This window comes from Streptomyces olivochromogenes (assembly GCF_021538895.1).
Taxonomy (GTDB): Bacteria; Actinomycetota; Actinomycetes; order Streptomycetales; family Streptomycetaceae; genus Streptomyces; species Streptomyces olivochromogenes_A.
In genome coordinates this window covers 1-22334 of the sequence record NZ_JADDRL010000036.1, presented here as the reverse complement: position 1 = coordinate 22334, position 22334 = coordinate 1, and the positions used below count along the sequence as shown (strand labels likewise).

At 71.5% G+C, this 22334-nt stretch carries 26 protein-coding genes; 17 read left to right on the top strand and 9 right to left on the bottom strand.

What is annotated here, in order from left to right:
- Positions 1-29: 29 nt before the first annotated feature.
- Positions 30-797: a CDP-alcohol phosphatidyltransferase family protein gene (locus IPZ69_RS19700; RefSeq protein ID WP_235455471.1), complete on the top strand. Its 768-nt coding sequence runs from the start codon at positions 30-32 to the stop codon at positions 795-797.
- Positions 798-829: 32 nt separating this feature from the next.
- Here the strand turns inward: IPZ69_RS19700 and IPZ69_RS19695 are convergent, their stop codons facing one another.
- The gene (locus tag IPZ69_RS19695) at positions 830-1804 is read right to left on the bottom strand and encodes a quinone oxidoreductase family protein (protein WP_235455470.1); all 975 of its coding nucleotides are present in this window, start codon (positions 1802-1804) and stop codon (positions 830-832) included.
- Positions 1805-1918: 114 nt separating this feature from the next.
- On the opposite strand from IPZ69_RS19695, the gene IPZ69_RS19690 reads away from it, so the two are divergent.
- The gene (locus IPZ69_RS19690; protein WP_235455469.1) at positions 1919-2242 is read left to right on the top strand and encodes an ArsR/SmtB family transcription factor; all 324 of its coding nucleotides are present in this window, start codon (positions 1919-1921) and stop codon (positions 2240-2242) included.
- Between the two features lie 35 nt (positions 2243-2277).
- On the opposite strand, the gene IPZ69_RS19685 is transcribed toward IPZ69_RS19690, so the two are convergent.
- Positions 2278-2565 (bottom strand): PLD nuclease N-terminal domain-containing protein, encoded by a 288-nt coding sequence (locus IPZ69_RS19685; RefSeq protein WP_235455468.1) that lies wholly within the window; start codon positions 2563-2565, stop codon positions 2278-2280.
- Positions 2566-2641: 76 nt separating this feature from the next.
- On the opposite strand from IPZ69_RS19685, the gene IPZ69_RS19680 reads away from it, so the two are divergent.
- Entirely contained in the window at positions 2642-4093 is a 1452-nt protein-coding gene (locus IPZ69_RS19680; protein WP_235455467.1) for a menaquinone biosynthesis decarboxylase, read from the top strand.
- Positions 4094-4127: 34 nt separating this feature from the next.
- Here IPZ69_RS19680 and IPZ69_RS19675 read toward each other — a convergent pair whose 3' ends face one another.
- Positions 4128-5330 carry an RNA-guided endonuclease InsQ/TnpB family protein gene (locus IPZ69_RS19675; protein WP_235455466.1) on the bottom strand — a complete coding sequence of 401 codons (1203 nt, stop codon included), beginning with the start codon at positions 5328-5330 and terminating at the stop codon, positions 4128-4130.
- A gap of 20 nt (positions 5331-5350) precedes the next feature.
- Between IPZ69_RS19675 and IPZ69_RS19670 the strand changes: the two genes are divergently transcribed.
- The 8 genes from IPZ69_RS19670 to IPZ69_RS19635 all read left to right on the top strand — a co-directional run bounded on the left by IPZ69_RS19670 (position 5351) and on the right by IPZ69_RS19635 (position 10691).
- Positions 5351-5512, top strand: a complete 162-nt coding sequence (locus tag IPZ69_RS19670; protein WP_374293487.1) for an Arc family DNA-binding protein — start codon at positions 5351-5353, stop codon at positions 5510-5512.
- Positions 5513-5602: 90 nt separating this feature from the next.
- Complete coding sequence (gene mqnP, locus IPZ69_RS19665) at positions 5603-6505, top strand: menaquinone biosynthesis prenyltransferase MqnP (protein WP_235455464.1); 903 nt, start codon at positions 5603-5605, stop codon at positions 6503-6505.
- 111 nt (positions 6506-6616) lie between these two features.
- Entirely contained in the window at positions 6617-7291 is a 675-nt protein-coding gene (locus IPZ69_RS19660) for a UbiX family flavin prenyltransferase (RefSeq protein WP_235455463.1), read from the top strand.
- Between the two features lie 67 nt (positions 7292-7358).
- Positions 7359-7814 (top strand): Lrp/AsnC family transcriptional regulator, encoded by a 456-nt coding sequence (locus IPZ69_RS19655; protein ID WP_235455462.1) that lies wholly within the window; start codon positions 7359-7361, stop codon positions 7812-7814.
- 80 nt (positions 7815-7894) lie between these two features.
- Positions 7895-9058 carry an aminofutalosine synthase MqnE gene (mqnE, locus tag IPZ69_RS19650; RefSeq protein WP_235455461.1) on the top strand — a complete coding sequence of 388 codons (1164 nt, stop codon included), beginning with the start codon at positions 7895-7897 and terminating at the stop codon, positions 9056-9058.
- Position 9059: 1 nt separating this feature from the next.
- Positions 9060-9581, top strand: a complete 522-nt coding sequence (locus tag IPZ69_RS19645; protein WP_235455460.1) for a GNAT family N-acetyltransferase — start codon at positions 9060-9062, stop codon at positions 9579-9581.
- Between the two features lie 114 nt (positions 9582-9695).
- A complete protein-coding gene (locus tag IPZ69_RS19640; RefSeq protein ID WP_235455459.1) occupies positions 9696-9995 on the top strand; it encodes a DUF4229 domain-containing protein in 300 nt (99 codons plus the stop codon).
- A gap of 48 nt (positions 9996-10043) precedes the next feature.
- A complete protein-coding gene (locus tag IPZ69_RS19635; protein ID WP_235455458.1) occupies positions 10044-10691 on the top strand; it encodes a TetR/AcrR family transcriptional regulator in 648 nt (215 codons plus the stop codon).
- Positions 10692-10730: 39 nt separating this feature from the next.
- Here the strand turns inward: IPZ69_RS19635 and IPZ69_RS19630 are convergent, their stop codons facing one another.
- A complete protein-coding gene (locus tag IPZ69_RS19630; RefSeq protein WP_235455457.1) occupies positions 10731-11576 on the bottom strand; it encodes a MaoC family dehydratase in 846 nt (281 codons plus the stop codon).
- 415 nt (positions 11577-11991) lie between these two features.
- Here IPZ69_RS19630 and IPZ69_RS19625 point away from each other — a divergent pair, with 415 nt between their 5' ends.
- Positions 11992-13932, top strand: coding sequence for an AMP-dependent synthetase/ligase (locus IPZ69_RS19625; RefSeq protein WP_235455456.1), 1941 nt, complete (start codon positions 11992-11994; stop codon positions 13930-13932).
- On the opposite strand, the gene IPZ69_RS19620 is transcribed toward IPZ69_RS19625, so the two are convergent.
- Positions 13886-14827, bottom strand: coding sequence for a LysR family transcriptional regulator (locus IPZ69_RS19620; protein ID WP_235455455.1), 942 nt, complete (start codon positions 14825-14827; stop codon positions 13886-13888). The two genes, IPZ69_RS19625 and IPZ69_RS19620, sit on opposite strands and share 47 nt — an antisense overlap.
- Before the next feature lie 191 nt (positions 14828-15018).
- Here IPZ69_RS19620 and IPZ69_RS19615 point away from each other — a divergent pair, with 191 nt between their 5' ends.
- Entirely contained in the window at positions 15019-15576 is a 558-nt protein-coding gene (locus IPZ69_RS19615) for a DUF6817 domain-containing protein (protein ID WP_235455454.1), read from the top strand.
- A 111-nt stretch (positions 15577-15687) separates the two neighbouring features.
- On the top strand, positions 15688-17460 hold the full coding sequence (gene kstD, locus IPZ69_RS19610; RefSeq protein ID WP_268834792.1) for a 3-oxosteroid 1-dehydrogenase: 1773 nt from the start codon (positions 15688-15690) through the stop codon (positions 17458-17460).
- Between the two features lie 18 nt (positions 17461-17478).
- Here the strand turns inward: kstD and IPZ69_RS19605 are convergent, their stop codons facing one another.
- From IPZ69_RS19605 to IPZ69_RS19595, 3 genes are read right to left on the bottom strand one after another with little or no spacing between them, the layout of a single operon-like run.
- Positions 17479-18126 carry a class I SAM-dependent DNA methyltransferase gene (locus tag IPZ69_RS19605; protein WP_235455453.1) on the bottom strand — a complete coding sequence of 216 codons (648 nt, stop codon included), beginning with the start codon at positions 18124-18126 and terminating at the stop codon, positions 17479-17481.
- 49 nt (positions 18127-18175) lie between these two features.
- Positions 18176-18490: an AzlD domain-containing protein gene (locus IPZ69_RS19600; protein ID WP_235455452.1), complete on the bottom strand. Its 315-nt coding sequence runs from the start codon at positions 18488-18490 to the stop codon at positions 18176-18178.
- Entirely contained in the window at positions 18487-19218 is a 732-nt protein-coding gene (locus tag IPZ69_RS19595) for an AzlC family ABC transporter permease (protein ID WP_235455451.1), read from the bottom strand. Before IPZ69_RS19595 ends, IPZ69_RS19600 begins: the two co-directional genes overlap by 4 nt.
- Before the next feature lie 68 nt (positions 19219-19286).
- Here IPZ69_RS19595 and IPZ69_RS19590 point away from each other — a divergent pair, with 68 nt between their 5' ends.
- Positions 19287-19862, top strand: a complete 576-nt coding sequence (locus IPZ69_RS19590) for a helix-turn-helix domain-containing protein (RefSeq protein ID WP_235455450.1) — start codon at positions 19287-19289, stop codon at positions 19860-19862.
- 107 nt (positions 19863-19969) lie between these two features.
- Here the strand turns inward: IPZ69_RS19590 and IPZ69_RS19585 are convergent, their stop codons facing one another.
- On the bottom strand, positions 19970-20173 hold the full coding sequence (locus IPZ69_RS19585; protein WP_003992177.1) for a cold-shock protein: 204 nt from the start codon (positions 20171-20173) through the stop codon (positions 19970-19972).
- Positions 20174-20461: 288 nt separating this feature from the next.
- On the opposite strand from IPZ69_RS19585, the gene IPZ69_RS19580 reads away from it, so the two are divergent.
- Both IPZ69_RS19580 and IPZ69_RS19575 read left to right on the top strand, forming a co-directional pair.
- Entirely contained in the window at positions 20462-21310 is an 849-nt protein-coding gene (locus tag IPZ69_RS19580) for a menaquinone biosynthetic enzyme MqnA/MqnD family protein (RefSeq protein ID WP_235455449.1), read from the top strand.
- A gap of 89 nt (positions 21311-21399) precedes the next feature.
- Positions 21400-22334 (top strand): serine/threonine-protein kinase (locus IPZ69_RS19575; RefSeq protein WP_235455448.1); only part of this gene is annotated, 935 nt, incomplete at its 3' end.

The following is a 22334-nucleotide window of genomic DNA, read 5'->3' as shown; positions in this document are numbered from 1 at the left end:
CCCGATCACATCGGGCGGGAGGACGGGTCATGGTTGCTGCTCCGGTACTGGAGGATCTGCGGGAGGTCTGCCAGCCGCAGGCCAAGCTGGCGAGCCGCAACGGCGAACACTGGGCGGGCCGGCTGTACATGCGGAGCGTCTCCCTGCGGTTCACCCGCCAGTTGGTGCGCACCCCCATCACGCCGGACCAGTTGACGTGGACGATGGTCGTCTGCGGCGTCGCGGCCGGCGCCGCCCTGCTGATCCCGGGTCTGACCGGTGCCGTACTCGCCGTGATCCTCATGCAGTTGTTCCTCCTCTTCGACTGCGTCGACGGTGAAGTCGCCCGCTGGAAGGGGCAGAACAGCGCGGCGGGGATCTACGTCGACCGCCTCGGCGCCTACCTCGCCGACGCGGCGCTGATGGCGGGCGTCGGATTCCGCGCCGCCGAGAACGGGTTCGGCGGCTGGCTGTCGGTCGGTCTCGTCACCGCGCTCGGTGTCGTGCTGCTGAAGGCCTCGACCGACCTGGTGGACGTGGCGCGGGCCCGGCGCGGGCTGGGTGTCGCCGACGACGAGTCGACCCGGCCGCGCTCCCAGGGCGTGGCGACGGTGCGGCGGCTGGCGGCCGCCTTCAAGATCCACCGGGTGACGAACGGCATCGAGGCGTCACTGGTCCTGCTCGCCGCGGCCGTCGCGGACACGGCGACCGGCGGGATCGAGCCGACCCGGTGGGCGCTGGGCGCGCTGGCCGCGATCACCTGGGTGATGGTCCCGGCCCACCTGCTGTCGATCCTGTCGTCGTCCCGGCTGCGCTGAGGAGCGAAACGACCGCGCGCGGGCGGTCGGTGTCAGTCCGCCACGCGCAGCAGGAGCTTGCCGGTGCTCGTGCGCGCGCCCATCAGCCGGTGCGCCTGTGCCGCCTCCGCGAGGGCGAACTCCGCGGTCACCGGGAGGGACACCGTGCCGTCGACCGCCTTCTCGAAGGCCCGCTCGGCCAGGCGGCGGAGCTCCGCCGGGGCCGTCGTCGTGAGGCTGAGGATGGAGAAGCCGGCGACCGACCTGCCGAGCGGGTACAGCTCCGGCGGGCCCGCGGTCCACGGCGCCGCCGAGCTCGCGTTGCCGTAGGAGACCAGGCGGCCGAAGGCGGCCAGGGAGTCCAGGGACGCCCGCAGGGTCTCGCCGCCCACCGGGTCCAGGGCGAGGTCGACTCCCCGGCCGCCGGTCGCCTGCCGTACCGGCTGCTCGAAGGCGCCCACGAAGACCTCGTCGTAGCCGTGGTCCTTGGCGTACGCCGCCTTCGGCGCGGAGGACACCACGCCGTACACCGCCCCGGCGCCCGCCGCCCGCGCCAACTGGCCCACCACGGTGCCGACTCCGCCCGCCGCGCCCTGCACCAGCACCGTCTCGCCGGAGCGCAGCCGGCCCACGGAGTGCACCAGCGCGTACGCCGTGGGCAGCACCGTCGTCAGGGTGGCCGCCGTGCGCAGGCCGACGCCCGCCGGCAGCGGGAAGACGGTCACCGCGTCGGCCACGGTCACCTCGGCGTATCCGCCGCCGTCGGTCAGCGCGGCCACCTCCTGGCCGACGGCCAGGCCCTCGACGCCGGCCCCGACCGCCCGGATCCGCCCGGAGACCTCCAGACCGGGGACGTACGGCAGCCCGCCGACCCGGTAGCCCTCCGAACGGGCCTTCAGGTCCGCGAAGTTCACGCCCGCGTACGCCACGTCGACGCTCACCTGCCCGGGTCCGGGCTCGGGCACGTCCGCCTCCACCGTCTTCAGGACCTCGGGACCGCCGTACTCCTGGAACCGCACCGCACGCATGCCTTACCCCCGGCTCGACTGTTCAACGAAAAGCGAACACTCGGGAGTGTATGGTTTCCATCGAACACTCGGCAAGTGATTTCGCGGCGGACACGCGGCGGTGAGGAGGACGGCATGGCCACCACCGGTCATCGGGCCGCCCCGGAGCACACCCACCCCGACGACGTCCCCGTCCTCACCGCGCTGGCCGCGCTCGCCGACCCCGTGCGGCTCGCGCTGGTGCGGGAACTGGCCGGCTCGGCCGAGTGGTCGCGCAGCTGCGGCAGCTTCGACGTGCCGGTCGGGAAGGCGGCCCTCAGCCACCACTTCTCCGTACTGCGCGGCGCGGGGCTGGTCGAGCAGCGCGACGAGGGCCCCAAGCGGGTCAACCGGCTGCGCCGGGCCGAGTTCGACGCCCGCTTCCCGGGACTGCTGGACCTGGTGCTCAGGGGCGACTGAACCGCCGCGCACGCGGGACGGCGGCCGCCGCCGCGTCAGTCCTTCTCGGGGTCCTCGTCCTTGCGCAGCGACTTCAGGAACTCGGGGTTGTCGTCGGGAGCGACCCACCGGTCCGGCGCGGAGTCGCGCCGCGGGGCGTTTCGGACCTTGCCGGCGATCAGCCAGGCGACCGGGCCGACCAGCACCTCGCCGAAGAGCAGGATGACGATGATCCAGACGACCTTCGGCATCCCGCGCACCTCCTGCTCGGGGGTGTTCAGGCAGTCCACGAAGGCGTAGATCCACAGGGCGAGGACCAGCAGCAAGGGCAGGTACCTGAGCATGGTCGTACGCTCCCGCGGAGAAGTGAGGCGGCCCCGGTGACCGGCCCAGGGTAGCCGGTGGCAGATACTGGGACGCATGGCTTACGACGATCTTCGCTCCCTGCTCAGGGCGCTGGAGCGCGAGGGAGACCTCAAGCGCATCAAGGCCGAGGTCGACCCGTATCTGGAGGTCGGTGAGATCGTCGACCGGGTGCAGAAGTCCGGCGGTCCCGCACTCCTCTTCGAGAACGTGCGCGGCTCCGCCATGCCGCTCGCCATGAACGTCTTCGGTACCGACCGGCGCCTGCTCAAGGCGCTCGGCCTGAAGTCGTACGGCGAGATCAGCGACAAGATCGGCGGACTGCTGCGGCCCGAGCTGCCGCACGGCTTCGTGGGCGTGCGCGAGGCGTTCGGGAAGCTCGGCGCGATGGCGCACGTACCGCCGAAGAAGGTGAAGGACGCCCCCGTGCAGGAGGTCGTCCTGCACGGCGACGACGTCGACCTCGACGCGCTGCCCGCCCTGTTCACCTGGCCCAAGGACGGCGGCTCCTTCTTCAACCTGGGCCTGACCCACACCAAGGACCCGGAGACGGGCATCCGCAACCTCGGGCTGTACCGCCTCCAGCGGCACGACCGGCGCACCATCGGCATGCACTGGCAGATCCACAAGGACAGCCGCAACCACTACCAGGTGGCCGCCCGGCGCGGTGAGCGCCTGCCGGTCGCGATCGCCTTCGGCTGCCCGCCCGCCGTGACGTACGCCTCCACCGCGCCACTGCCCGGGGACATCGACGAGTACCTCTTCGCGGGCTTCCTCGCGGGCAAGCGGATCGAGATGGTCGACTGCAAGACGGTCCCGCTCCAGGTCCCGGCCAACGCCGAGGTCGTCGTGGAGGGCTGGCTGGAGCCCGGCGAGATGCTCCCGGAGGGCCCCTTCGGCGACCACACCGGCTTCTACACCCCGCAGGAGCCCTTCCCGGCGCTGAAGATCGACTGCGTGACGATGCGGAAGCGGCCGCTGCTGCAGTCGATCGTCGTAGGCCGGCCTCCGACGGAGGACGGACCGCTGGGTCGTGCGACGGAGCGCTTCTTCCTGCCGCTGCTGAAGATCATCGTCCCGGACATCGTCGACTACCACCTCCCCGAGGCCGGCGGCTTCCACAACTGCGCGATCGTCTCGATCGACAAGAAGTACCCGAAACACGCCCAGAAGGTCATGCACGCGATCTGGGGGGCCCACATGATGTCCCTCACCAAGCTGATCGTGGTCGTCGACTCCGACTGCGACGTCCACGATCTGCACGAGGTCGCCTGGCGGGCGCTCGGCAACACCGACTACGCCCGCGACCTGAGCATCGTGGAAGGCCCGGTCGACCACCTCGACCACTCCTCCTACCAGCAGTTCTGGGGCGGCAAGGCAGGCATCGACGCGACGAAGAAGTGGCCCGAGGAGGGCTACACGAGGGACGGCGGATGGCCGGACATGGTCCTGTCGGACCCGGATACGGCGGCCCTGGTGGACCGCCGCTGGAAGGAGTACGGCCTTTGACTGCTCCCCTCCCGAAAGGGAGGGGATTCCTGGCTCAGGCTGCCTCCTGGAGCGGCGCTCCAAGAGGTCTTACGCCCTCGGCACCAGTCGGGTTCAGACCAGCCCGGACAAGCATCACGCGGGCGGAGTTCTTGTCTCTGGGGGACACGGCTCCGCAGGTGATGCAGGTGTAGGTACGTTCCGAAAGAGGAAGTGCGTGCTTGGTTCTCGCTCCGCACGACGCGCAGTCCATGGTGGTGTGCGCGGGGTGCACCAGACGGATGTCTCGCCCGTGCTTGCGGCCCATCTCCAGCAGGGCCTGCTTGGTGGCGCCGATCGCCGCGTCGGCGGCCTTGCGTGCCATGGTGGTTTTGGCGAGGAACTTCGGGCGGAAGTTCTCCACGGCGAGCGCGTCGTGGTCGGTCACGATGCGTTTGGCCCACTTGCGGGCGGTGTCCTGCCGCTGCCGGGCGATCTTTTGGTACGTCTTCGCCCGCAACTTCTTCGCCTCGCGATAGCCCTTCGAAGCCGACTGCCCCTTGGCCGGTTTACGGCGGGCCATCATCCGGTCGTACCGGGTCAGCTTGGCCTTGGCATTCCTGCCGTGCTCGGCGTGCGGGAGGTCGTGGGCGTCGCTCGTGGTGGTCGCGGTCTCGTGGACGCCCCAGTCCACGCCGATCACCGCGCCGGTGACGGGGAGCGGCTGGACTTCCGCGGAAACGACGAACGAGGCATACCAGTGCCCGAGACCGTCCCGGTACACGCGCACACTGGACGGATCGGCGGGCAGGTCCCGCGACCACACCACGGTCAGGACGATGCCGCCCGCGAGGTGCAGACGTCCGTCATTCAGTCGGAAGCCGCGCCGCGTGTAGTTGAGGCTGGGGCCGGCCTCACGCTTTTTCTTGTGCTTCGGCAGGCCGGCCCGCTGCCGTTGCGGCAGGCGGTCCTTGATGTCCTTGAGCGCCTTCGCTCGGGACTTGCCGAAGTCGCGGATGAGTTGCTGTTGCGGCACAGAGCTGCCTTCGGCCAGCCATGGTGCGACGGCACGGGCCTCGGTCAGCATCTTGTCGAGTCGGGCGGGGCCGCACTTCTCTCCGCTGCGGTGGGCCCTCTTCGAGCGGGCGACGCACTCGTTCCAGATCCACCGGCAGCGGTCCCATTCGGCCAGCAGCGCCGAGTGGGCGGTCGACGATACACGCAGCCGGTAGGTGTACCGGGCGTGCCCGGCGCTGCCTACCACTCGTGGTGTCGTCATGACACTACGCTACCACTAGAATGCGGAGCGTGAATGATGAAGTGCGTATCACGCTCAGGCTCCCCGCCGACCTCCACGCCTGGCTCGTTGCCCAGGCCAAGTCGGCCCGTCGGTCTCTCAACTCCGAGATCATTTACCGCTTGGACGGCGAGCGCTCGGTCGGCACTCCAGACGGCGAGTGACCATCACAGTGATTCACCTTTCCGCACCCTGCCCCGCAGGAGTTTGATTCCGCCCCGATCTGAAAGCCGGGGCATTCTCGGAGGTTCTCAGTGAGTTCCGCATCCGCCGCGATCCCGCAGCCGGGACGCACCAAGGCGTTCCTGCGCCTGGTGATGATCGAGCACTCGGTGTTCGCGCTGCCCTTCGCCTACATCGCCGCGCTGACCGCGATGTTCGAGTGGGACAAGAACATCCACTGGGGCCGCCTGCTGCTGGTCACGATCTGCATGGTCGGCCTGCGCACCTTCGCCATGGCGGTGAACCGGATCATCGACCGCGAGATCGACGCCCGCAACCCCAGGACCGCCCACCGCGAGCTGGTGACCGGCGCGATGTCGGTGAAGCACGCCTGGACGGGCGCGCTGATCGCCCTGGTGGTCTTCCTGGCCTCGGCGGCCCTGCTGAACCCGCTCTGTCTGGCCCTGGCCCCCATCGCGGTCGTCCCGATGGTGGTGTACCCCTACGGCAAGCGGTTCACGAACTTCCCGCAGGCCATCCTGGGCCTGGCCCAGGCCATGGGGCCCATCGGCGGCTGGCTGGCGATCACCGGCGAGTGGTCCTGGGACGCGGTCGTCCTCGGTCTCGCCGTCGGCATCTGGATCGGCGGCTTCGACCTGATCTACGCCTGCCAGGACGTCGAGACCGACCGCGAGATCGGCGTCATGTCGGTCCCGGCCCGCTTCGGCATCCCGGCGGCCATCCGGGGCGCGCGGGTCTGCCATGTGATCACGACGGCCCTGTTCGCCTGGTACGCGGCGCTCACCGACGCCGGCGCGTTCTTCTGGCTCGGCCTGCTGATCGTCGCGGGCGCGTTCGTCTACGAGCACACCATCGTCCGCCCGCACGACCTGTCCCGCCTGAACAGGGCGTTCTTCAGCGTCAACGGCTTCATCGGCATTGCCCTGTTCGTGTGCGCCCTGCTCGACCTTCTGGTCCGGGGCCTGACCGTCTGAGTACGGTGCCGGGGTGCTCGGGAGGATCGGATCCCGGGCTCGGACCCCGGCCGGACCCGGTGACGGCCGACCCGGCCTGAACACCCCGCGTCCCACCGGTACGCTCAAGGTGTGAACGCAGGAGAAACGCAGCGCGCGCCTTGGATCGTGGGGGTGTCGGGGGCGTCGGGTACGCCGTATGCCGCCGCCGTGCTGCGGGCGCTGCTGGACGCCGGTGAGAGCGTCGACCTGGTGGTGTCACGGGCCTCGCGGCTCACGCTGCTCGACGAGACCGGGATCGCCTTCAGGGACGGCCACTGGCAGGAGGACCTGCGGGAATGGCTGGCGCGGGGCGCCGACGGCAAGCCCGGCACGTTCCAGGTGGACGTGGACGGCATGCGGTACTGGAGCGCGGGTGACCTCGCCGCCGGGCCGTCCTCCGGGTCGTACCCGGCGAAGGGGATGCTCATCGTGCCCGCCTCGACCGCGTGCGTGGCCGGTGTCGCCCTGGGGCTGTCCAAGGACCTGTTGCAGCGGGCGGCGAGCGTCACCCTCAAGGAGCGCCGCCCGCTCGTCGTGGCCGTACGGGAGACCCCGCTGAACGGCCAGACCCTGCGCCACCTGGTCTCCCTCGACGACGCGGGTGCGAGTGTGGTGCCCGCCTCGCCGGCCTTCTACGCGGGGGCGACCCACATCCAGGACCTGGTGGACTTCGTCGCCGGACGCGTGCTGGACGCGGCGGGTGTCGCGCACCGGCTCTACCGTCGCTGGGAGGGCGAACTCGGCGGCGGAACCCGCACGACGTGAGCGTCATCTGAGCAAGTCGCAGTACCTCTCATCTCTTCGGAACTCTTCAGTGGAAGGCTTCGATCGCATGGACGCGGTGGACAGGCAGCTCATCCAGGCCCTGAGGGAGAACGGCCGGGCCTCCTACGCGGAGCTGGGGCGCCTCGTCGGCCTGTCGGGACCCAGCGTCACCGACCGCATCAACCGGCTGGAGGCGGCCGGTGTCATCACCGGCTACCGGGCCACGGTGGACTCCGCCTCCCTCGGCCTCGGTGTCACCGCCCTGATCGGCATCTCGCTCTCCGACGCCGTCGACCACGAGGACGTGGCCCGGCGGCTCAAGGACCTGCCGGAGATCGAGGACTGCTGGTTCATCGCCGGCGACGACTCCTACATGCTCAAGGTCCGGGCCACGGACGTCGACGGCCTGGAGAAGATCATCCGGCGGCTCAGCGGCACCAAGGGCGTCTCCCGCACCCGCACCACCATCGTGCTGTCCACGAAGTGGGAGAACCGGGTCGGCGAGCTGCCCGAAGAGGTCTAGGGGCGAGGGCGCCCGGGGGTGCCGTTCGCCCTGGAGGCGGGGGAGTACGGTTGGTCGAGCTGTCGAGGAAAGGTGTTGGCATGGACGTCGGGCTCAAGCGCGAGCTGGAGGAGAAGGTCCGCTCCGGTGAGCGGCTGACCCGCGAGGACGGCATCGCGCTGTACGAGTCGGACGACCTGGCCTGGCTCGGCGGCCTGGCCCACGAGGTGCGGACGCGCAAGAACGGCGACGTCGTGCACTTCAACGTCAACCGGCACCTCAACATGACCAACGTGTGCACGGCCTCGTGCGCGTACTGCTCGTTCCAGCGCAAGCCGGGCGAGAAGGACGCGTACACGATGCGCATCGAGGAGGCGGTCAAGCTCGCCAAGGCGATGGAGTCGGAGAACCTCACCGAGCTCCACATCGTCAACGGGCTGCACCCGAACCTGCCGTGGCGCTACTACCCGCGCTCCCTGCGCGAGCTGAAGGCCGCCCTGCCGGACGTGTCGCTGAAGGCCTTCACGGCGACGGAGATCCACCACTTCGAGACCATCTCGGGGCTCAGCGCCTCCGAGATCCTCGACGAGCTCATCGACGCGGGTCTGGAGTCCCTCACCGGCGGTGGCGCGGAGATCTTCGACTGGGAGGTGCGCCAGCACATCGTGGACCACCGGACCCACTGGGAGGACTGGTCCCGGATCCACCGGCTGGCGCACGAGAAGGGCCTCAAGACCCCGTGCACCATGCTGTACGGCCACATCGAGGAGCCCCGCCACCGCGTCGACCACGTGCTGCGGCTGCGCGAGCTGCAGGACGAGACCGGCGGCTTCCAGGTCTTCATCCCGCTGCGCTACCAGCACGACTTCGTGGACATGCAGGACGGCAAGATCCGCAACCGGCTGCAGGCCCGGACCCAGATGGCGACCGGCGCCGAGGCCCTGAAGACCTTCGCGGTCTCCCGGCTGCTCTTCGACAACGTCCCGCACGTCAAGGTCTTCTGGGTCATGCACGGCGTCCAGACCGCCCAGCTCGCCCTCCAGCACGGCGCCGACGACATGGACGGCTCGGTCGTCGAGTACAAGATCACGCACGACGCGGACAACTACGGCACCCCGAACAAGCTGACCCGCGAGGACCTGCTGGACCTGATCCGCGACGCGGGCTTCCGGCCGGTGGAGCGCAACACGCGGTACGAGATCATCCGCGAGTACGACGGCCCGGACCCGGCGCGCCGCGAGTCCCCGCAGCCCATGCGCGTCTGACGTGCCGCTCACCTTCACGCTGGACCCCGCCGTCACGCCCGCCCTGCGGGACGGTGTCCTCGATCTGTGGACCGAGGTCACCAACTCCGGCGGGGCGGTCGGCTTCGTGGCGCCGGTCACCCGGGAGGACATACGCCCGGAGCTGCTGAGGCACCTCGCGGAGATGGCCGGGGGACGGATGCGGCTGCTCGTCGGGCACGACGAGGAGGGGCGGGTGGCCGCGACCGCGTTCCTCGCCTTCAACACGCACCGGCTGAAGACGCACTGGCTGTGGCTCTACACCGTGATGGTGCACCCGAAGTACCAGGGCCGGGGGTACGGCCGTGACCTGCTGGCGGCCGCCGCCGACGCGGGGCGCGGCTTCGAGGACATCGACGCGATCCGGCTCACCTGCCGCAGCGGCCTGGGCCTGGAGCGGTTCTACGCCTCCTGCGGATACCGGGAGGTCGGCCGCGTGCCGGGCGCGATACGGGTCGGGCCGGGCGACCACCGCGACGACATCACGATGCTGCTGCCGCTGTGACCGCCCGCCCCGCGCCCCCGGCCACCCCCCTGCAAGATCGGGTCCGGAACGTGCTTCACTGGACGGTGCCCTTTGTGGCTGTTCAGACCGTTCGATTCGGAAGAGTGGATTGAGATGCTCCGCTACACGCTGATGCGCCTCGGTATCTTGGCGGGCTGCTTCCTGGTCGTCTGGGGCGCTGTCTACGCCGGCCTCTTCCCGCGCGGCTTCGGCGACTCCAACTTCCTGTGGATCATCCTGCTCGCCATGGTGATCTCGGCGCCGATCAGCTGGGTCGTGCTGCGCAAGGAGCGGGACCGGGCGTCCGTGCAGGTCGTGCAGAAGGTCGACCGCGCCAAGGCCAACCTGGCCGCCAACCGCAGCCAGGAGGACGTGGCGGACGACACGGCGCGGGCGCAGGGTCAGGCTTCGTAACACCCTTGCGCGCGCTGGGGAGTGCGGCGCCCAACTAGTCTTTCCCTCATGGGTGCCGTGAAGACCAAGCGGATGCCGCGGGCGGTGCGGGAGCAGCAGATGCTCGACGCCGCCGTGAGAACCTTCGGCCAGCGGGGATACATGGCCGCGTCGATGGACGAGATCGCCGAACTGGCGGGCGTGTCCAAGCCGTTGGTGTACCTGTACCTGAACTCCAAGGAAGACCTGTTCACGGCGTGCATCCGCCGTGAGGGCAAGGCGCTGATCGAAGCGGTCCGCGGCGGGGTCCGGCCGGGACTGCCCGCCGACCGCCAACTCTGGGACGGGCTCCAGGCGTTCTTCGCGCACACCGCCGAGCACCCGGACGGCTGGTCGGTGCTGCATCTGCAGGCCCGCACCCACGGCGAGCCCTTCGCCGCCGAGGTCGCCGCGATGCGCGAGGAACTCGTCGCGTTCGTGACCCACCTGATCGTGGTCGCCGCCCGGGACGCGCACCGGGACCCCGACCTGCCCAAGCGGGAGGTCGCCGGGCTGGCCGAGGCGCTGGTCGGCGCCGCCGAGTCCCTCGCCGCCTGGGCCAACGCCACCCCGGGCGTCACCGCCCGGCAGTCCGCGGCGACCCTGATGAACTTCGCCTGGGCGGGCCTGGGCAACCTCATGGAGGGGCGGCCCTGGACTCCTCCGGCCACGGTCTGAGCGGGGCAGGGCGACCGTAGGCCCCTTGCTCCTCGCCCCTCACCCGAGCCTGTCCACACGCCCCTCCACATGGGTGCGGCCCCCGCCGCGCAGTTCGAACCGGCCGTCCCGCGCCGCGTACTCCACCGTCCCGGGCAGCAGGACCGGTGCCCTGAACTCCGCCCGCACCCGGGTGGACTGGGGCACCCCGTGCGCGGCGAGACAGCGGGCCACGGTCCACATGCCGTGCGCGATGGCCCGCGGGAAGCCGAAGAGGCGGGCGGTGAGCGGGTGCAGGTGGATGGGGTTGCGGTCCCCGGACGCGGCCCCGTACCGGCGTCCGACGTCCTCCGCGATCCGCCACTCGGCGACTTCGGGCAGCCCGCCCGGCTCGTCCCCGGCCGGCCGCGCGGCGGCGGAACCGGTGCGGTGCCGGGCGAGATACGTGCTCCGCGACTCCCAGACGACCTCCCCGGCGCCCCGCACCTCGGTGACGACGGTGGCCTGCGTCCCGCGCCGGTGCGCTGCCAGTCCCTCGACGTGCGCGGCGAGTTCGTACTCCCCGGTGGCGGGCAGGGACGTGTGCCGGGTGATCTCGATCGACGTGTGGACCAGGCCGAGCAGCGGCAGCGGAAAGCGCCGGTCGCTCATCAGCCGCATGGCCAGCGGGAAGCCGAGGACGTGCGGATAGGTGACCGGCAGCCCGTCGTCGCCGGTGGCGAAGCCGCACACCCGCTCGTACGCGGCCAGCCGGGACAGGTCGACGCGCACGCCGGGCAGCACCAGCCGGGTGCGCGGGTAGTCGGCGTCCGGGCAGGGCCGCTTGAACGGGGAGCGCAGCGCGCCCCGGGCGAGCAGGGGCGCGAGGGCGGGGGAGTCGGTGAGGACAAGAGCGGCGGACGTCATCACGCCCCCAGCAGGCTCTGGCCGCTGGTCGGGAAGCGGCCGGGCGCCGTGCCGGTGAAGCTCAGGTAGCGGTCGGCCATGTCCAACTCCCATGCGGCTCGGTGTGCGTGCGCGGCTACTTACCGGAATGCTTACTCCGGAGTAAGGTTACCGGAGGTAAGGCTACCCAACCAGGACACGCTCGCGGCGGTCCTGTACCGAAACTGAGCCTCCCTCACGTCACCCGTGAGACTGCACAGCCCCGGCCCCGGACCCGCCCGTAAACCGCACAATCCCGCCACAGGTGGCTGGGTACGATCTCCTGCCTAACTGGCGGTAACCCCCAATCCACGGCCCGCCGCTGAACGCCTCGGTGCGCGAGGCACGTACGACAGGCAGCAAGCGTTCCGTCGCTGCACGCCCGAGGAGCCGCCCCGTGTCCACGCCCTTTCCGAATGCCCCCGCCTCCTCAACCGCACCTGTTTCGGCCACCGACTACGACGGTCTGCCGATCCTCGTCGAGCCCGAGACGCGCCGGCTCGACGGGGCCGTGCGGGAGGCGTTCGTACCGCCGTTCGCCCCGCCCGTGAAGCACGGATCGCTGGGGGACCTGCCGTTCGACAACGCGGAGACGGCCCCCCGCGCGGTGGTCCTCAGCCGGCGGACGGCCGACGGTTCCTGGGTGGACCTGACGGCCGCCCGGTTCGCCGAGGAGGTCCTCGCGGTGGCCAAGGGCCTCATCGCGGAGGGCCTGGTGCCGGGCGACCGGATCGCCGTCATGGCCAGGACGACGTACGAGTGGACGCTGCTCGACTTCGCGGCCTGGGCCGCGGGCCTGGTGACCGTCCCCATCTATCCCACCTCCTCCCTCTTCCAGACCCGCTGGATCCTGCAGGACTCGGGCGCGGTGGCCCTCGTGACGGAGACGGCGGCCCAGGCCTCCGCGCTGGGCCCCGAACTCGACCACATCCCCGACCTGCGGCACCTGTGGGTGATGGAGAAGGGGCATGTGGACCGGCTCGCCGAACTCGGCGCGCTGGTGCCGGACGCGGAGGTGGCCGTACGCCGGGGGATGCTCGGCCCCGACACGCTCGCCACCCTCATCTACACCTCCGGCACCACCGGCCGCCCCAAGGGCTGCGCGCTCTCGCACGGCAACTTCTTCGCCGAGGTGGACAACGCGATCGAGCTCCTCCACCCCATCTTCAAGGCGAAGGGGGAGGACGTGTCGGTGCTCCTCTTCCTGCCGATGTCGCACGTCTTCGGACGGATGGTGGGCATCGCCTGCGTCCGGGCGCGGGTGCGGCTCGGACACGTCCCGAGCCTGAAGGCGGAGGACCTGCTGCCGGACCTGGCCGCCTTCAAGCCGACCTGCCTGCTCACCATCCCCTACATGCTGGAGAAGGTCTTCAACAGCGCGCGGGCCAAGGCGGAGTCGGGCGGCCGGGCGTCGTCCTTCGACCGGGCGGCGGCGGTGGCGCGGCGGTACGGCGAGGCGGTCGAGGCCCAGCAGACGGGCACCGGCCCCGGCCCGAGCCGCGCCCTGAAGACGGCCCGTGGTTTCTACGATCCGCTGGTCTACCGCCGTATCCGCAACGCCATGGGCGGGCGCGTGCGGTACGCGATCTGCGGCGGCTCCCCGCTGGGCCGCCGGCTCGCCGCGTTCTACGCGGGCGCGGGCATCGAGATCTTCGAGGGGTACGGCCTGACGGAGACCACCGGCGCATCCACGGTGACCCCGCCGCTGAAGCCCCGGCTGGGGACCGTGGGCTGGCCGCTGCCCGGCACGAAGGTCCGTATCGCGGCCGACGGCGAGATCCTGATCGCGGGCGAGCACGTGCTGCGCGGATACTGGGATCCGCAGGCGGGCGGCGTGGTGCCCGCGACACGGGACGGCTGGCTGCCGACCGGCGACATCGGCGAGCTCGACGACGAGGGCTATCTGACGATCACCGGCCGCAAGAAGGAGCTGCTGATCACCGCGGGCGGCAAGTCGGTGGCCCCCGCCCCGCTGGAGAACTGGCTGCGCTCGCACCCGCTGATCTCCCAGTGCATGCTCGTCGGCGACACCCGCCCCTTCGTCAGCGCCCTCATCACCCTCGACCTCGACGGCATCACCCACTGGCGCCAGATGAACGGCAAGCACCCCGTGCCGCCGGAACTCCTCGTGGACGACGCCGAGCTGAGGGCGATCCTGCAGCGGGCCGTGGACGAGGCGAACCGGCTGGTCTCGCGCCCGGAGTCGATCCGCAAGTTCACGATCCTGCCGGTGGACTTCACCGAGCTGGACGGCCATCTCACCCCGTCGATGAAGCTGCGGCGCGAGCAGATCATGCGGGACTTCGCGACGGAGGTGGAGGAGCTGTACGGGGGCTGACCGCGAGCCGCTCGCGGCGCTGTTCGGCGACCGTGGCCGCGAAGGAGCGGGCGGGCGGACTGAGCGCGTCCCAGCGGCGCACGGCCCAGCCGACCGGCAGGGGGCGCAGGCCGGGCAGCTGGACCAGCCGGAGCTCGCCGTTTCCCGGCACGGCGAGGCCCGGGACCGCGGGCACCACCGCCCGCCCCACGCCCAGTTCGGCCAGCAGCAGCGCCGTGTCCCAGTCGGCGACGCTCGTGTCGTACGCCAGCCGCACCCCCGACTCGGCGCAGGTGGCGTCGAGATGCGTGGCGGACGTGGAGTTCGGGGGCAGACGGATCAGGCGTACGTCCCGCAGGCCGGCGGCGTCCAGGGACGCGTGCGCCGCCAGCGGGTCGTCCGAGCGGACCGCCAGCACCCACGGCAGCTCCACCACCGGCCGCTGCTCGATCCCCCGCACCGGCGGGCCGATGGTGATCCAGGCGAGATCCAGCGTCCCGTCGGCCAGGGCGTCGAAGCTGCCCCGTCCCGAACTCACCGTCCGGAACTCCAGGTTCACCTTGGGATGACGCCGGCGGAACGTCACCAGCGCCTCCGACATGAAGTGCCGCACGGTCGTCGCCCCGGTCGCCACCCGCACTTGGCCGCTGTGGCCGTCGACCAGATCCCGCAGCTGCCGCACCGCCAGGTCCAGGCCCGATATCCCCTCGGCCGCCGCAGTCTCCAGCAGCCGGCCCGCCCGGGTCGGCACGACGCCCCGCGGCTGTCGCTCCAGCAGCGCGACCCCCGTCTCCCGCTCCAGCCGCTTCACGTGCTGGCTGACCGCCGACTGCGTACAGCCGAGCTCCCGGGCCACCGCGCTCAGGCTCCCGGCCCGGCACACCGCCACGAACACCCGCAGGTCCTCCAAGGTCATAACACCCAAGTTAACGCTTGGAGTTGGTGACACATCCTTAGGATTGACTCGGTTCAGGGCGTGTACGACGATCTCCACAGGGCCCCGGCGGCAACCCGCTCCACCTCCCACGTCGAGTCCGGACCCGGTACGGGGAGAGGGAGCGGGTGCCGACCACCTCCGTCCCTCCACCGCCGAAAGGACGCGGCACCGTGGCAGCAGAACGGGTGGCAGACCGTGCGGCAGAGGCCAGGGAACTCCTCCTTCGAACCGGCGCCGACGCCCTGCCTCACCCCGGCGGCACCCTCCTCGCCCACCTCGAACGCGTCCGCGCGCTCCTCGCCTACTGGGGCGCCCGCCCCGCCCTCCAGCTCGCCGGCCTGTGCCACGCGGCCTACGGCACCGACGGGTTCCCCGGCGCGCTGCTGCCCCTGGACCGGCGCCCGGACCTCGTGTCCGTGATCGGCACCGAGGCCGAGGCGATCGTGTACTTCTACGCGAGCTGCGACCGGAAGGGCACCTACCCGACCCTCACGGACGGCGCCTCCCCCTTCCACGACCGCTTCCCGGGCGGCGGCCCAAGGCACCCCGCGCCCCAGCTCCTGCGCGACTTCGCCGAGCTGACCGCCGCCAACGAACTCGACCTCGCCCGCCGGGACCCCGCCTTCCGCCGGACGTACGGCCCCGATCTGCTCGACCTCTTCACCCGCTGCGAGGCCCTGCTGAGCGATCCGGCCCGGCGGGACTGCCACGCCGTCCTGCGGCCGTAACCCCGGTCCGCCCGCCGCCGCGGCCGGCGCACGGCCCCTCGCGGGCCTTGACTTCACAAGACCCTCGCGCGACAGTCCGGTCCCCCGAACCCGCCTCTGGAGGGACCTGCCATGGCCGTGAGACGCACCGGAGCACCCACCCGGAGACATGTGCTCGGCGCCGCCGCGGGCGCCGGCGCCGCCCTCGCGGTCGGCACGGCCACCGGGCAGAGCGCCGACGCCGCCGACTTACCCGTCCTCGGTACGTACGACGTCGTCGTCATCGGGGCGGGCGCCGCGGGTATGACGGCCGCGCTCACCGCCGCCAAGCAGGGGCTGAGCTGTGTCGTCGTGGAGAAGGCGGCCACCTTCGGCGGGTCCGCCGCCCGCTCGGGAGCCGGGATCTGGATACCGAACAACCCCGTCCTCCTGGCCGCCGGCGTGCCGGACACCCCGGCGAAGGCCAGTGCCTATCTCGCGGCCGTGGTGGGGTCCGACGTGCCCGCCTCGCGGCAGCAGGCCTTCCTCGCCCACGGGCCGGGCATGATCGCGTTCGTCATGGCCAACAGCCCGCTGCGGTTCCGGTGGATGGAGGGCTACAGCGACTACTACCCCGAGCTGCCGGGCGGCCTGCCGGGCGGCCGGTCCATCGAGCCCGACCAGCTCGACGGCAACCTCCTCGGCGGCGAACTCGCCCACCTCAACCCGGCATACCTGGCGGTCCCGGCCGGCATGGTGGTCTTCAGCGCCGACTACAAGTGGCTCGCCCTCGCGGCGGTGAACGTCAAGGGTGCCGCCGTCGCCGCCGAGTGCCTGGCCCGCGGCACCAAGGCCGCCCTGCTCGGGCAGAAGCCCCTCACCATGGGGCAGTCCCTCGCGGCCGGGCTGCGCAAGGGGCTGCTGGACGCCCAGGTCCCGGTCTGGCTCAACACCCCGCTCACCGAACTGTACACCGAGAACGGGGCGGTCACCGGCGCGGTCGTCACCCGGGACGGCGCCGCCGGACTCGTCCGCGCCCGGCGCGCGGTCGCCGTCGGGTCCGGCGGGTTCGAGCACAACGCCGCCATGCGGGCGCGGTACCAGCGGCAGCCCATCGGGACGGAGTGGACCGTCGGCGCCAAGGAGAACACGGGCGACGGCATCCGGGCCGGCGAGCGGGTGGGCGGCGCGCTCGACCTGATGGACGACGCCTGGTGGGGCCCCGCCATTCCGCTGCCCGGCCAGGCCTACTTCTGCCTCGCCGAACGCACCCTTCCCGGCGGCCTGATGGTCAACGCGGCCGGGCGCCGGTTCGTCAACGAGGCCGCCCCGTACAGCGACGTCGTCCACACCATGTACGACCGCAACCCGACCGACCCGGACATCCCGGCCTGGCTGATCGTCGACCAGAACTACCGCAACCGCTACCTGTTCCGGGACGTCGCGCCGACGCTGCCGTTCCCCGACGACTGGTACGGCTCCCGGGCCGCCCACAAGGCCTGGAGCTGGGACGCGCTCGCCTCCGCCATCGGCGTCCCGGCGGGCGCCCTCAGGTCCACCGTCGACCGGTTCAACTCCCAGGCCCTGAGCGGCAAGGACCCCGACTTCCACCGCGGCGACAGCGCCTACGACCACTACTACACGGACCCGATCGTCCTCCCGGACTCCTGCCTCGCGCCCCTGTGGCTGCCCCCGTACTACGCCTTCCGGATCGTGCCGGGCGACCTCGGCACGAAGGGCGGGCTGGTGACGGACGCGCGGGCGCGGGTGCTGCGGGCCGACGGTTCGGTGATCCGCGGGCTGTACGCCGCCGGGAACGCCAGCGCGGCCGTCATGGGACACAGTTACGCGGGCGCGGGGTCGACCATCGGCCCGGCGATGACCTTCGGCTACATCGCCGCGCTGGACATCGCCGGGACGCTGTAGAGGTGTTCCGGGGGTTTGTCAGCCGGGCTTGCGGGCGATCAGGAAGGCCTGCGGGGTCGACTCGCCGTCCTCGCGGTTCGGCTCGCGCACGGTCCGGGCCAGCGGCTCGAATCCGGCCGCCGCCAGCAGCTCGGTCATCCGGCCGGGCTGCCGGCGGTGGAAGTCGAGGCGGACCGGGTGGCCGAACGGCCGGTCCAGGCACAGGGGTTCGTCGCCGACCTGGAAGGCCAGCAGGAGATGGCCGCCCGGGGCCAGGACCCGGTCGAACTCGGCGAGCAGGTCCGGCAGCCGGTCCACAGGGGTGTGGATCACCGAGTACCAGGCGACCACCCCCGCCAGGTCCCCGTCGGCCAGGTCCAGGTCGAGCATCGAGCCCTGCCGAAAGGTCAGTCCCGGATGCTCCCGGCGGGCGAACTCGACCATTCCCCCGGACAGATCGACCCCGAAGACCCGCAGGCCGAGCGAGTCCAGGTGCGCCGTCACCCGCCCCGGCCCGCAGCCCAGGTCCGCCACCCGCCCGCCGTCCCCGACCAGTTCCGCGAACGCGGACAGCACCGCCCGGTCCAGCGGTCTCGTGCCCAGGGGGTCGGGGAAGTGGGCCGCGTAGTCCTCGACGATCGTGTCGTAGAAGGCCCGGGTGGTGGTGAGGAAGTCGGCGTCGGTCATGGTCGCGGACCCTATCCGCTCCCTCTGACATCCCTTCGGCAACCGCCCCTCACGCCACCCCGGCCGCCCGCAGCAGCGCCGTCACCCCCGCCGCGCCGAGCACCACCACCACGAACGGCGCCCGCCTCCAGGCCAGTACGCCGCCGGCCAGCACCCCGGCCGGCCGCGCCCACCCGGCGAAGCCACCGCCCTCGGTGAGCCCGCCCGTCGCCAGCAGGGCCACGAGCAGGACGACGGCCCCCGCCGACAGCAACTCCTGGAGCCGGGCGGGCAGTTCCACCCGGCCGTGCAGCGCGGGGCCGACCAGCCGGAACGCGTACGTCCCGACGGCCAGGGCCAGGATCATCGCGGCCGTCGCGCTCATGCCGCCTCCTTCCGTCCGTACAGCACGAGCCCGGCGAGCGCGAGCAGCACGGGCACTCCGGCCGGTACGGCGGGTGTCGCCGCCAGTGCCAACAGGGCGCCGAGCGCCGCCGAGCGGCGCAGCCGCGTGTCCATGCGCAGGGCGGGCAGCACCAGGGCCACGAGGACGGCGGGGAAGGCGGCGTCCAGACCGTACGCCGCGGTGTCGCCGAGCGCGCCGCCCGCGAGCGCCCCGATCAGCACGCCCGCGTTCCACGCGGCGAACAGACCGGCGCCGGAGATCCAGAACGCCGCCCGCCTGTGGGCCGAGTCCGGCTGGGCGAGGGCGAAGGCCACGGTCTCGTCGGTCACCAGGTGGGCGCCAAGGAACCGTGCCGGGCGTCCCTCCCCGATGAACTCCGCGACCGCGAGACCGAAGGCCGCGGTGCGGGTGTTGAGCAGCAGCCCGGTGGCCGCCGCGGCGAACGGGCCGCCGCCGGCGAGGAGCACACCGACCGCGCTGAACTGGGCGGAGCCCGCGTAGACGAGCAGCGACATCAGCACCGGCACCCAGACCGGCAGCCCGCCGGCCACGGAGATCGCCCCGAAGGACACGCCGACGATGCCGCCGGCGAGCCAGACGAGCGAGCTGTCGCGCACCAGCGCGCGCACGGTGCGGTCGGCGCGGTCGGGGCCGTCCGCCGAGGGGCGTGTTCCGCGTCTTGGGTCTGTTCGGAGCAGCGAACGCATGTTTTCTACAATGAACAGCAGAGACCCTGTTCGTCAAGGCGAACGATCGTACCGATGGAGCGAACGACATGTCCGACGCAGCGGCGCCCCCGCCCTCCCGGCTGCCCCTCGACTGGATCGCCGCGTCCCTCAAGCGCGAGCGCACCCGAGCCGGGCTGTCCCTGTCCGAGCTGGCCAAACGGGCCGGCATCGCGAAGTCCACGCTCTCGCAACTGGAGGCGGCGAGCGGGAATCCCAGCATGGAGACGATCTGGGCACTGGGCGTGGCACTGGGGGTGCCGTTCAGCGCGCTGGTCGAGCCGCCGGCGCCGTCGGTGCGCGTGATCCGGGCCGGCGAGGGCCCCGCGGTCGCCTCCGAGCAGGCCAACTACGTCGCCACCCTGCTGTCGGCGAGCCCGCCGGGCGCCCGGCGGGACATCTACCACCTGCGTGCGGAACCCGGCGCGGCCCGGGTCTCGGAGCCGCACATTCCGGGAACCGTCGAGCATCTCGTGGTGAGTACCGGGAAGGTGAAGGCCGGGCCGAGCGGAGAGGCCGTGGAACTGGGGCCCGGGGATTATCTGACCTATCGCGGGGATGTTCCGCACGCGTACGAGGCGCTGCTGCCCGGTACGACTTTTGTACTGATCATGCAGCACATGTGAGGCGCGTGAACGAGAAATGAACGCGTGTGGAAAAAGGCAGGAGCCCCGTCGCCGTACGGCACGGGGCTCCTTGGGTACTGCTCTCAGGTTCTGCGATCAGGCAGAGATCAGACGGGGGTGACGTTCTCCGCCTGCGGACCCTTCGGGCCCTGCGTCACGTCAAAGCTCACCTGCTGGTTCTCCTCGAGGGAGCGGAAGCCGGAGGCGTTGATCGCGGAGTAGTGAACGAAGACGTCGGGGCCGCCGCCCTCCTGGGCGATGAAGCCAAAGCCCTTTTCGGCGTTGAACCACTTCACGGTTCCGGTAGCCATAAGCCCTCCTTGGGCTCAAAAGGGTTGCCCTGCTCCAGAACCTGCAAGTGCGAAACGGTGCTGCACGACTGCATACGTCTGAAAACGACGAGAGCCCGCGGTCACATGCTCCGCAGGCTCTGTACTGCAAGGGAAACCAAACTGCAACTTGCGGCGAGCCTAGCATGCGGGCAGCCGAAAGCAATAGAGGTCAAGATCACGTCACCCGGATGTTTGAAGAACTCGCCCTATTGGGTTGACGGAGGGGTCGGAGTCAGCACCGTACCCCATGGGGTCTAGTGTCGCGATGTGGACAATTCTCGCACCCGGCCGCGCGTCGGCCACATCCAGTTCCTGAACTGCCTGCCCCTGTACTGGGGGCTCGCGAGAACCGGCACCCTCCTCGACTTCGAGCTGACCAAGGACACGCCGGAGAAGCTCAGCGAGCAGCTGGTCCGGGGTGACCTGGACATCGGCCCGATCACCCTCGTCGAATTCCTGCGCAACGCCGACGACCTGGTCGCCTTCCCCGACATCGCGGTCGGCTGCGACGGCCCGGTGATGTCCTGCGTGATCGTCTCGCAGGTCCCGCTGGACCGGCTCGACGGCGCCCGCGTCGCCCTCGGCTCGACCTCCCGCACCTCCGTGCGCCTGGCCCAACTGCTGCTCGCCGAGCGCTACGGCGTCCAGCCCGAGTACTACACCTGCCCGCCCGACCTCAGCCTGATGATGCAGGAGGCCGACGCGGCCGTACTCATCGGCGACGCGGCGCTGCGGGCGAACCTCCACGACGGGCCGCGCTACGGACTCGCCGTGCACGACCTGGGTGCGCTGTGGAAGGAGTGGACGGGGCTGCCGTTCGTCTTCGCGGTCTGGGCGGCCCGGCGGGACTACCTGGAGCGCGAGCCGATGATCACGCGTCAGGTCCACGAGGCCTTCCTCTCCTCCCGCAACCTCTCCCTGGAGGAGGTCGGCAAGGTCGCCGAGCAGGCCGCCCGCTGGGAGGCCTTCGACGAGAAGGTCCTGGAGCGGTACTTCACCACCCTCGACTTCCGCTTCGGCGGGCCGCAACTGGAGGCGGTCGCCGAGTTCGCGCGCCGGGTCGGGCCGACGACCGGCTTCCCGGCGGATGTGAAGGTGGATCTGCTCCAGCCCTAATCACTACGCTGCTGGACAGTCAGGCGTAGGCCCTGTCGTGCGACGGCAGGGCCCAGTTCGACGGCAGGACCCAGGGGGAGGGGGACGCCATGCAGCCGCTCGCGGCCGACGAACCGACCGTCGTCGGGCCCTACCGGCTCCTCGGCCGGCTCGGTTCCGGCGGGATGGGGCGCGTGTACCTGGGGCGGAGTGCGGGCGGCCGTACGGTCGCCGTCAAGATCGTGCACCCGCACTTCGCGCTCGACGAGGAGTTCCGCGCCCGCTTCCGGCGCGAGGTCGAGGCCGCCCGGCGGGTCGGCGGAGCCTGGACCGCGCCGGTCCTGGACGCCGACCCGGAGGCCGCCGTGCCCTGGGTCGCCACCGCCTACGCGGCCGGCCCCTCCCTCGCGGCGGCCGTGGCCGACGCCGGCGCGCTGCCCGCGCACACGGTACGGGCGCTGGGCGCGGGCCTCGCCGAGGCGCTGGCGGCGGTGCACGCGCTGGGGCTGGTGCACCGGGACGTGAAGCCGTCCAACGTGCTGCTGACCCTGGACGGCCCGCTCCTCATCGACTTCGGCATCGCCCGCGCCACGGACGGCACGGCGTCGCTGACCTCCTCCGGCGTGTCGATCGGCTCGCCCGGCTACATGTCGCCCGAACAGATCCTGGGCAAGGGCGTCACGGGCGCGGCGGACGTCTTCTCCCTCGGCGCGGTGCTGGCGTACGCGGCCACCGGTGAGCCGCCGTTCCCCGGGGACTCCTCGGCCGCCCTCCTCTACAAGGTCGTCCACGAGCAGCCGGAACTCGGCGGGATGGGCGGGGACCTGCGCGAGGTGGCCGAGGCCTGCCTGACCAAGGACGCGGCCGCGCGGCCGGCCCCGGAGGAGGTCGCCCGCCGCCTGGCACCCGACGGCGCGGCCCGGCTGGTCACGGGCGGCTGGCTGCCCGGAACCCTGGTCGAGCAGGTCAGCCGGGGCGCCGTACAGCTGCTCAACCTGGAGACGACGGAATCGGCGCCCTCGGGGCCGGTGGGGTTCACCGGTCC

Excerpts from the sequence above, each read along its gene's own strand:
- IPZ69_RS19635 (WP_235455458.1), top strand. The coding sequence starts at position 10,044 with ATGGGTGCCGTGAAGACCAAGCGGATGCCGCGGGCGGTGCGGGAGCAG.
- IPZ69_RS19640 (WP_235455459.1), top strand. The coding sequence starts at position 9,696 with ATGCTCCGCTACACGCTGATGCGCCTCGGTATCTTGGCGGGCTGCTTC.
- IPZ69_RS19585 (WP_003992177.1), bottom strand. The coding sequence starts at position 20,173 with ATGGCTACCGGAACCGTGAAGTGGTTCAACGCCGAAAAGGGCTTTGGC.
- IPZ69_RS19695 (WP_235455470.1), bottom strand. The coding sequence starts at position 1,804 with ATGCGTGCGGTGCGGTTCCAGGAGTACGGCGGTCCCGAGGTCCTGAAG.
- IPZ69_RS19590 (WP_235455450.1), top strand. The coding sequence starts at position 19,287 with ATGTCCGACGCAGCGGCGCCCCCGCCCTCCCGGCTGCCCCTCGACTGG.
- mqnE (WP_235455461.1), top strand. The coding sequence starts at position 7,895 with ATGGACGTCGGGCTCAAGCGCGAGCTGGAGGAGAAGGTCCGCTCCGGT.
- IPZ69_RS19685 (WP_235455468.1), bottom strand. The coding sequence starts at position 2,565 with ATGCTCAGGTACCTGCCCTTGCTGCTGGTCCTCGCCCTGTGGATCTAC.
- IPZ69_RS19700 (WP_235455471.1), top strand. The coding sequence starts at position 30 with ATGGTTGCTGCTCCGGTACTGGAGGATCTGCGGGAGGTCTGCCAGCCG.
- IPZ69_RS19655 (WP_235455462.1), top strand. The coding sequence starts at position 7,359 with ATGGACGCGGTGGACAGGCAGCTCATCCAGGCCCTGAGGGAGAACGGC.
- IPZ69_RS19630 (WP_235455457.1), bottom strand. The coding sequence starts at position 11,576 with ATGACGTCCGCCGCTCTTGTCCTCACCGACTCCCCCGCCCTCGCGCCC.
- IPZ69_RS19605 (WP_235455453.1), bottom strand. The coding sequence starts at position 18,126 with ATGACCGACGCCGACTTCCTCACCACCACCCGGGCCTTCTACGACACG.
- IPZ69_RS19600 (WP_235455452.1), bottom strand. The coding sequence starts at position 18,490 with ATGAGCGCGACGGCCGCGATGATCCTGGCCCTGGCCGTCGGGACGTAC.
- IPZ69_RS19675 (WP_235455466.1), bottom strand. The coding sequence starts at position 5,330 with ATGACGACACCACGAGTGGTAGGCAGCGCCGGGCACGCCCGGTACACC.
- kstD (WP_268834792.1), top strand. The coding sequence starts at position 15,688 with ATGGCCGTGAGACGCACCGGAGCACCCACCCGGAGACATGTGCTCGGC.
- IPZ69_RS19690 (WP_235455469.1), top strand. The coding sequence starts at position 1,919 with ATGGCCACCACCGGTCATCGGGCCGCCCCGGAGCACACCCACCCCGAC.
- IPZ69_RS19620 (WP_235455455.1), bottom strand. The coding sequence starts at position 14,827 with ATGACCTTGGAGGACCTGCGGGTGTTCGTGGCGGTGTGCCGGGCCGGG.
- IPZ69_RS19595 (WP_235455451.1), bottom strand. The coding sequence starts at position 19,218 with ATGCGTTCGCTGCTCCGAACAGACCCAAGACGCGGAACACGCCCCTCG.
- IPZ69_RS19670 (WP_374293487.1), top strand. The coding sequence starts at position 5,351 with ATGCGGAGCGTGAATGATGAAGTGCGTATCACGCTCAGGCTCCCCGCC.
- IPZ69_RS19680 (WP_235455467.1), top strand. The coding sequence starts at position 2,642 with ATGGCTTACGACGATCTTCGCTCCCTGCTCAGGGCGCTGGAGCGCGAG.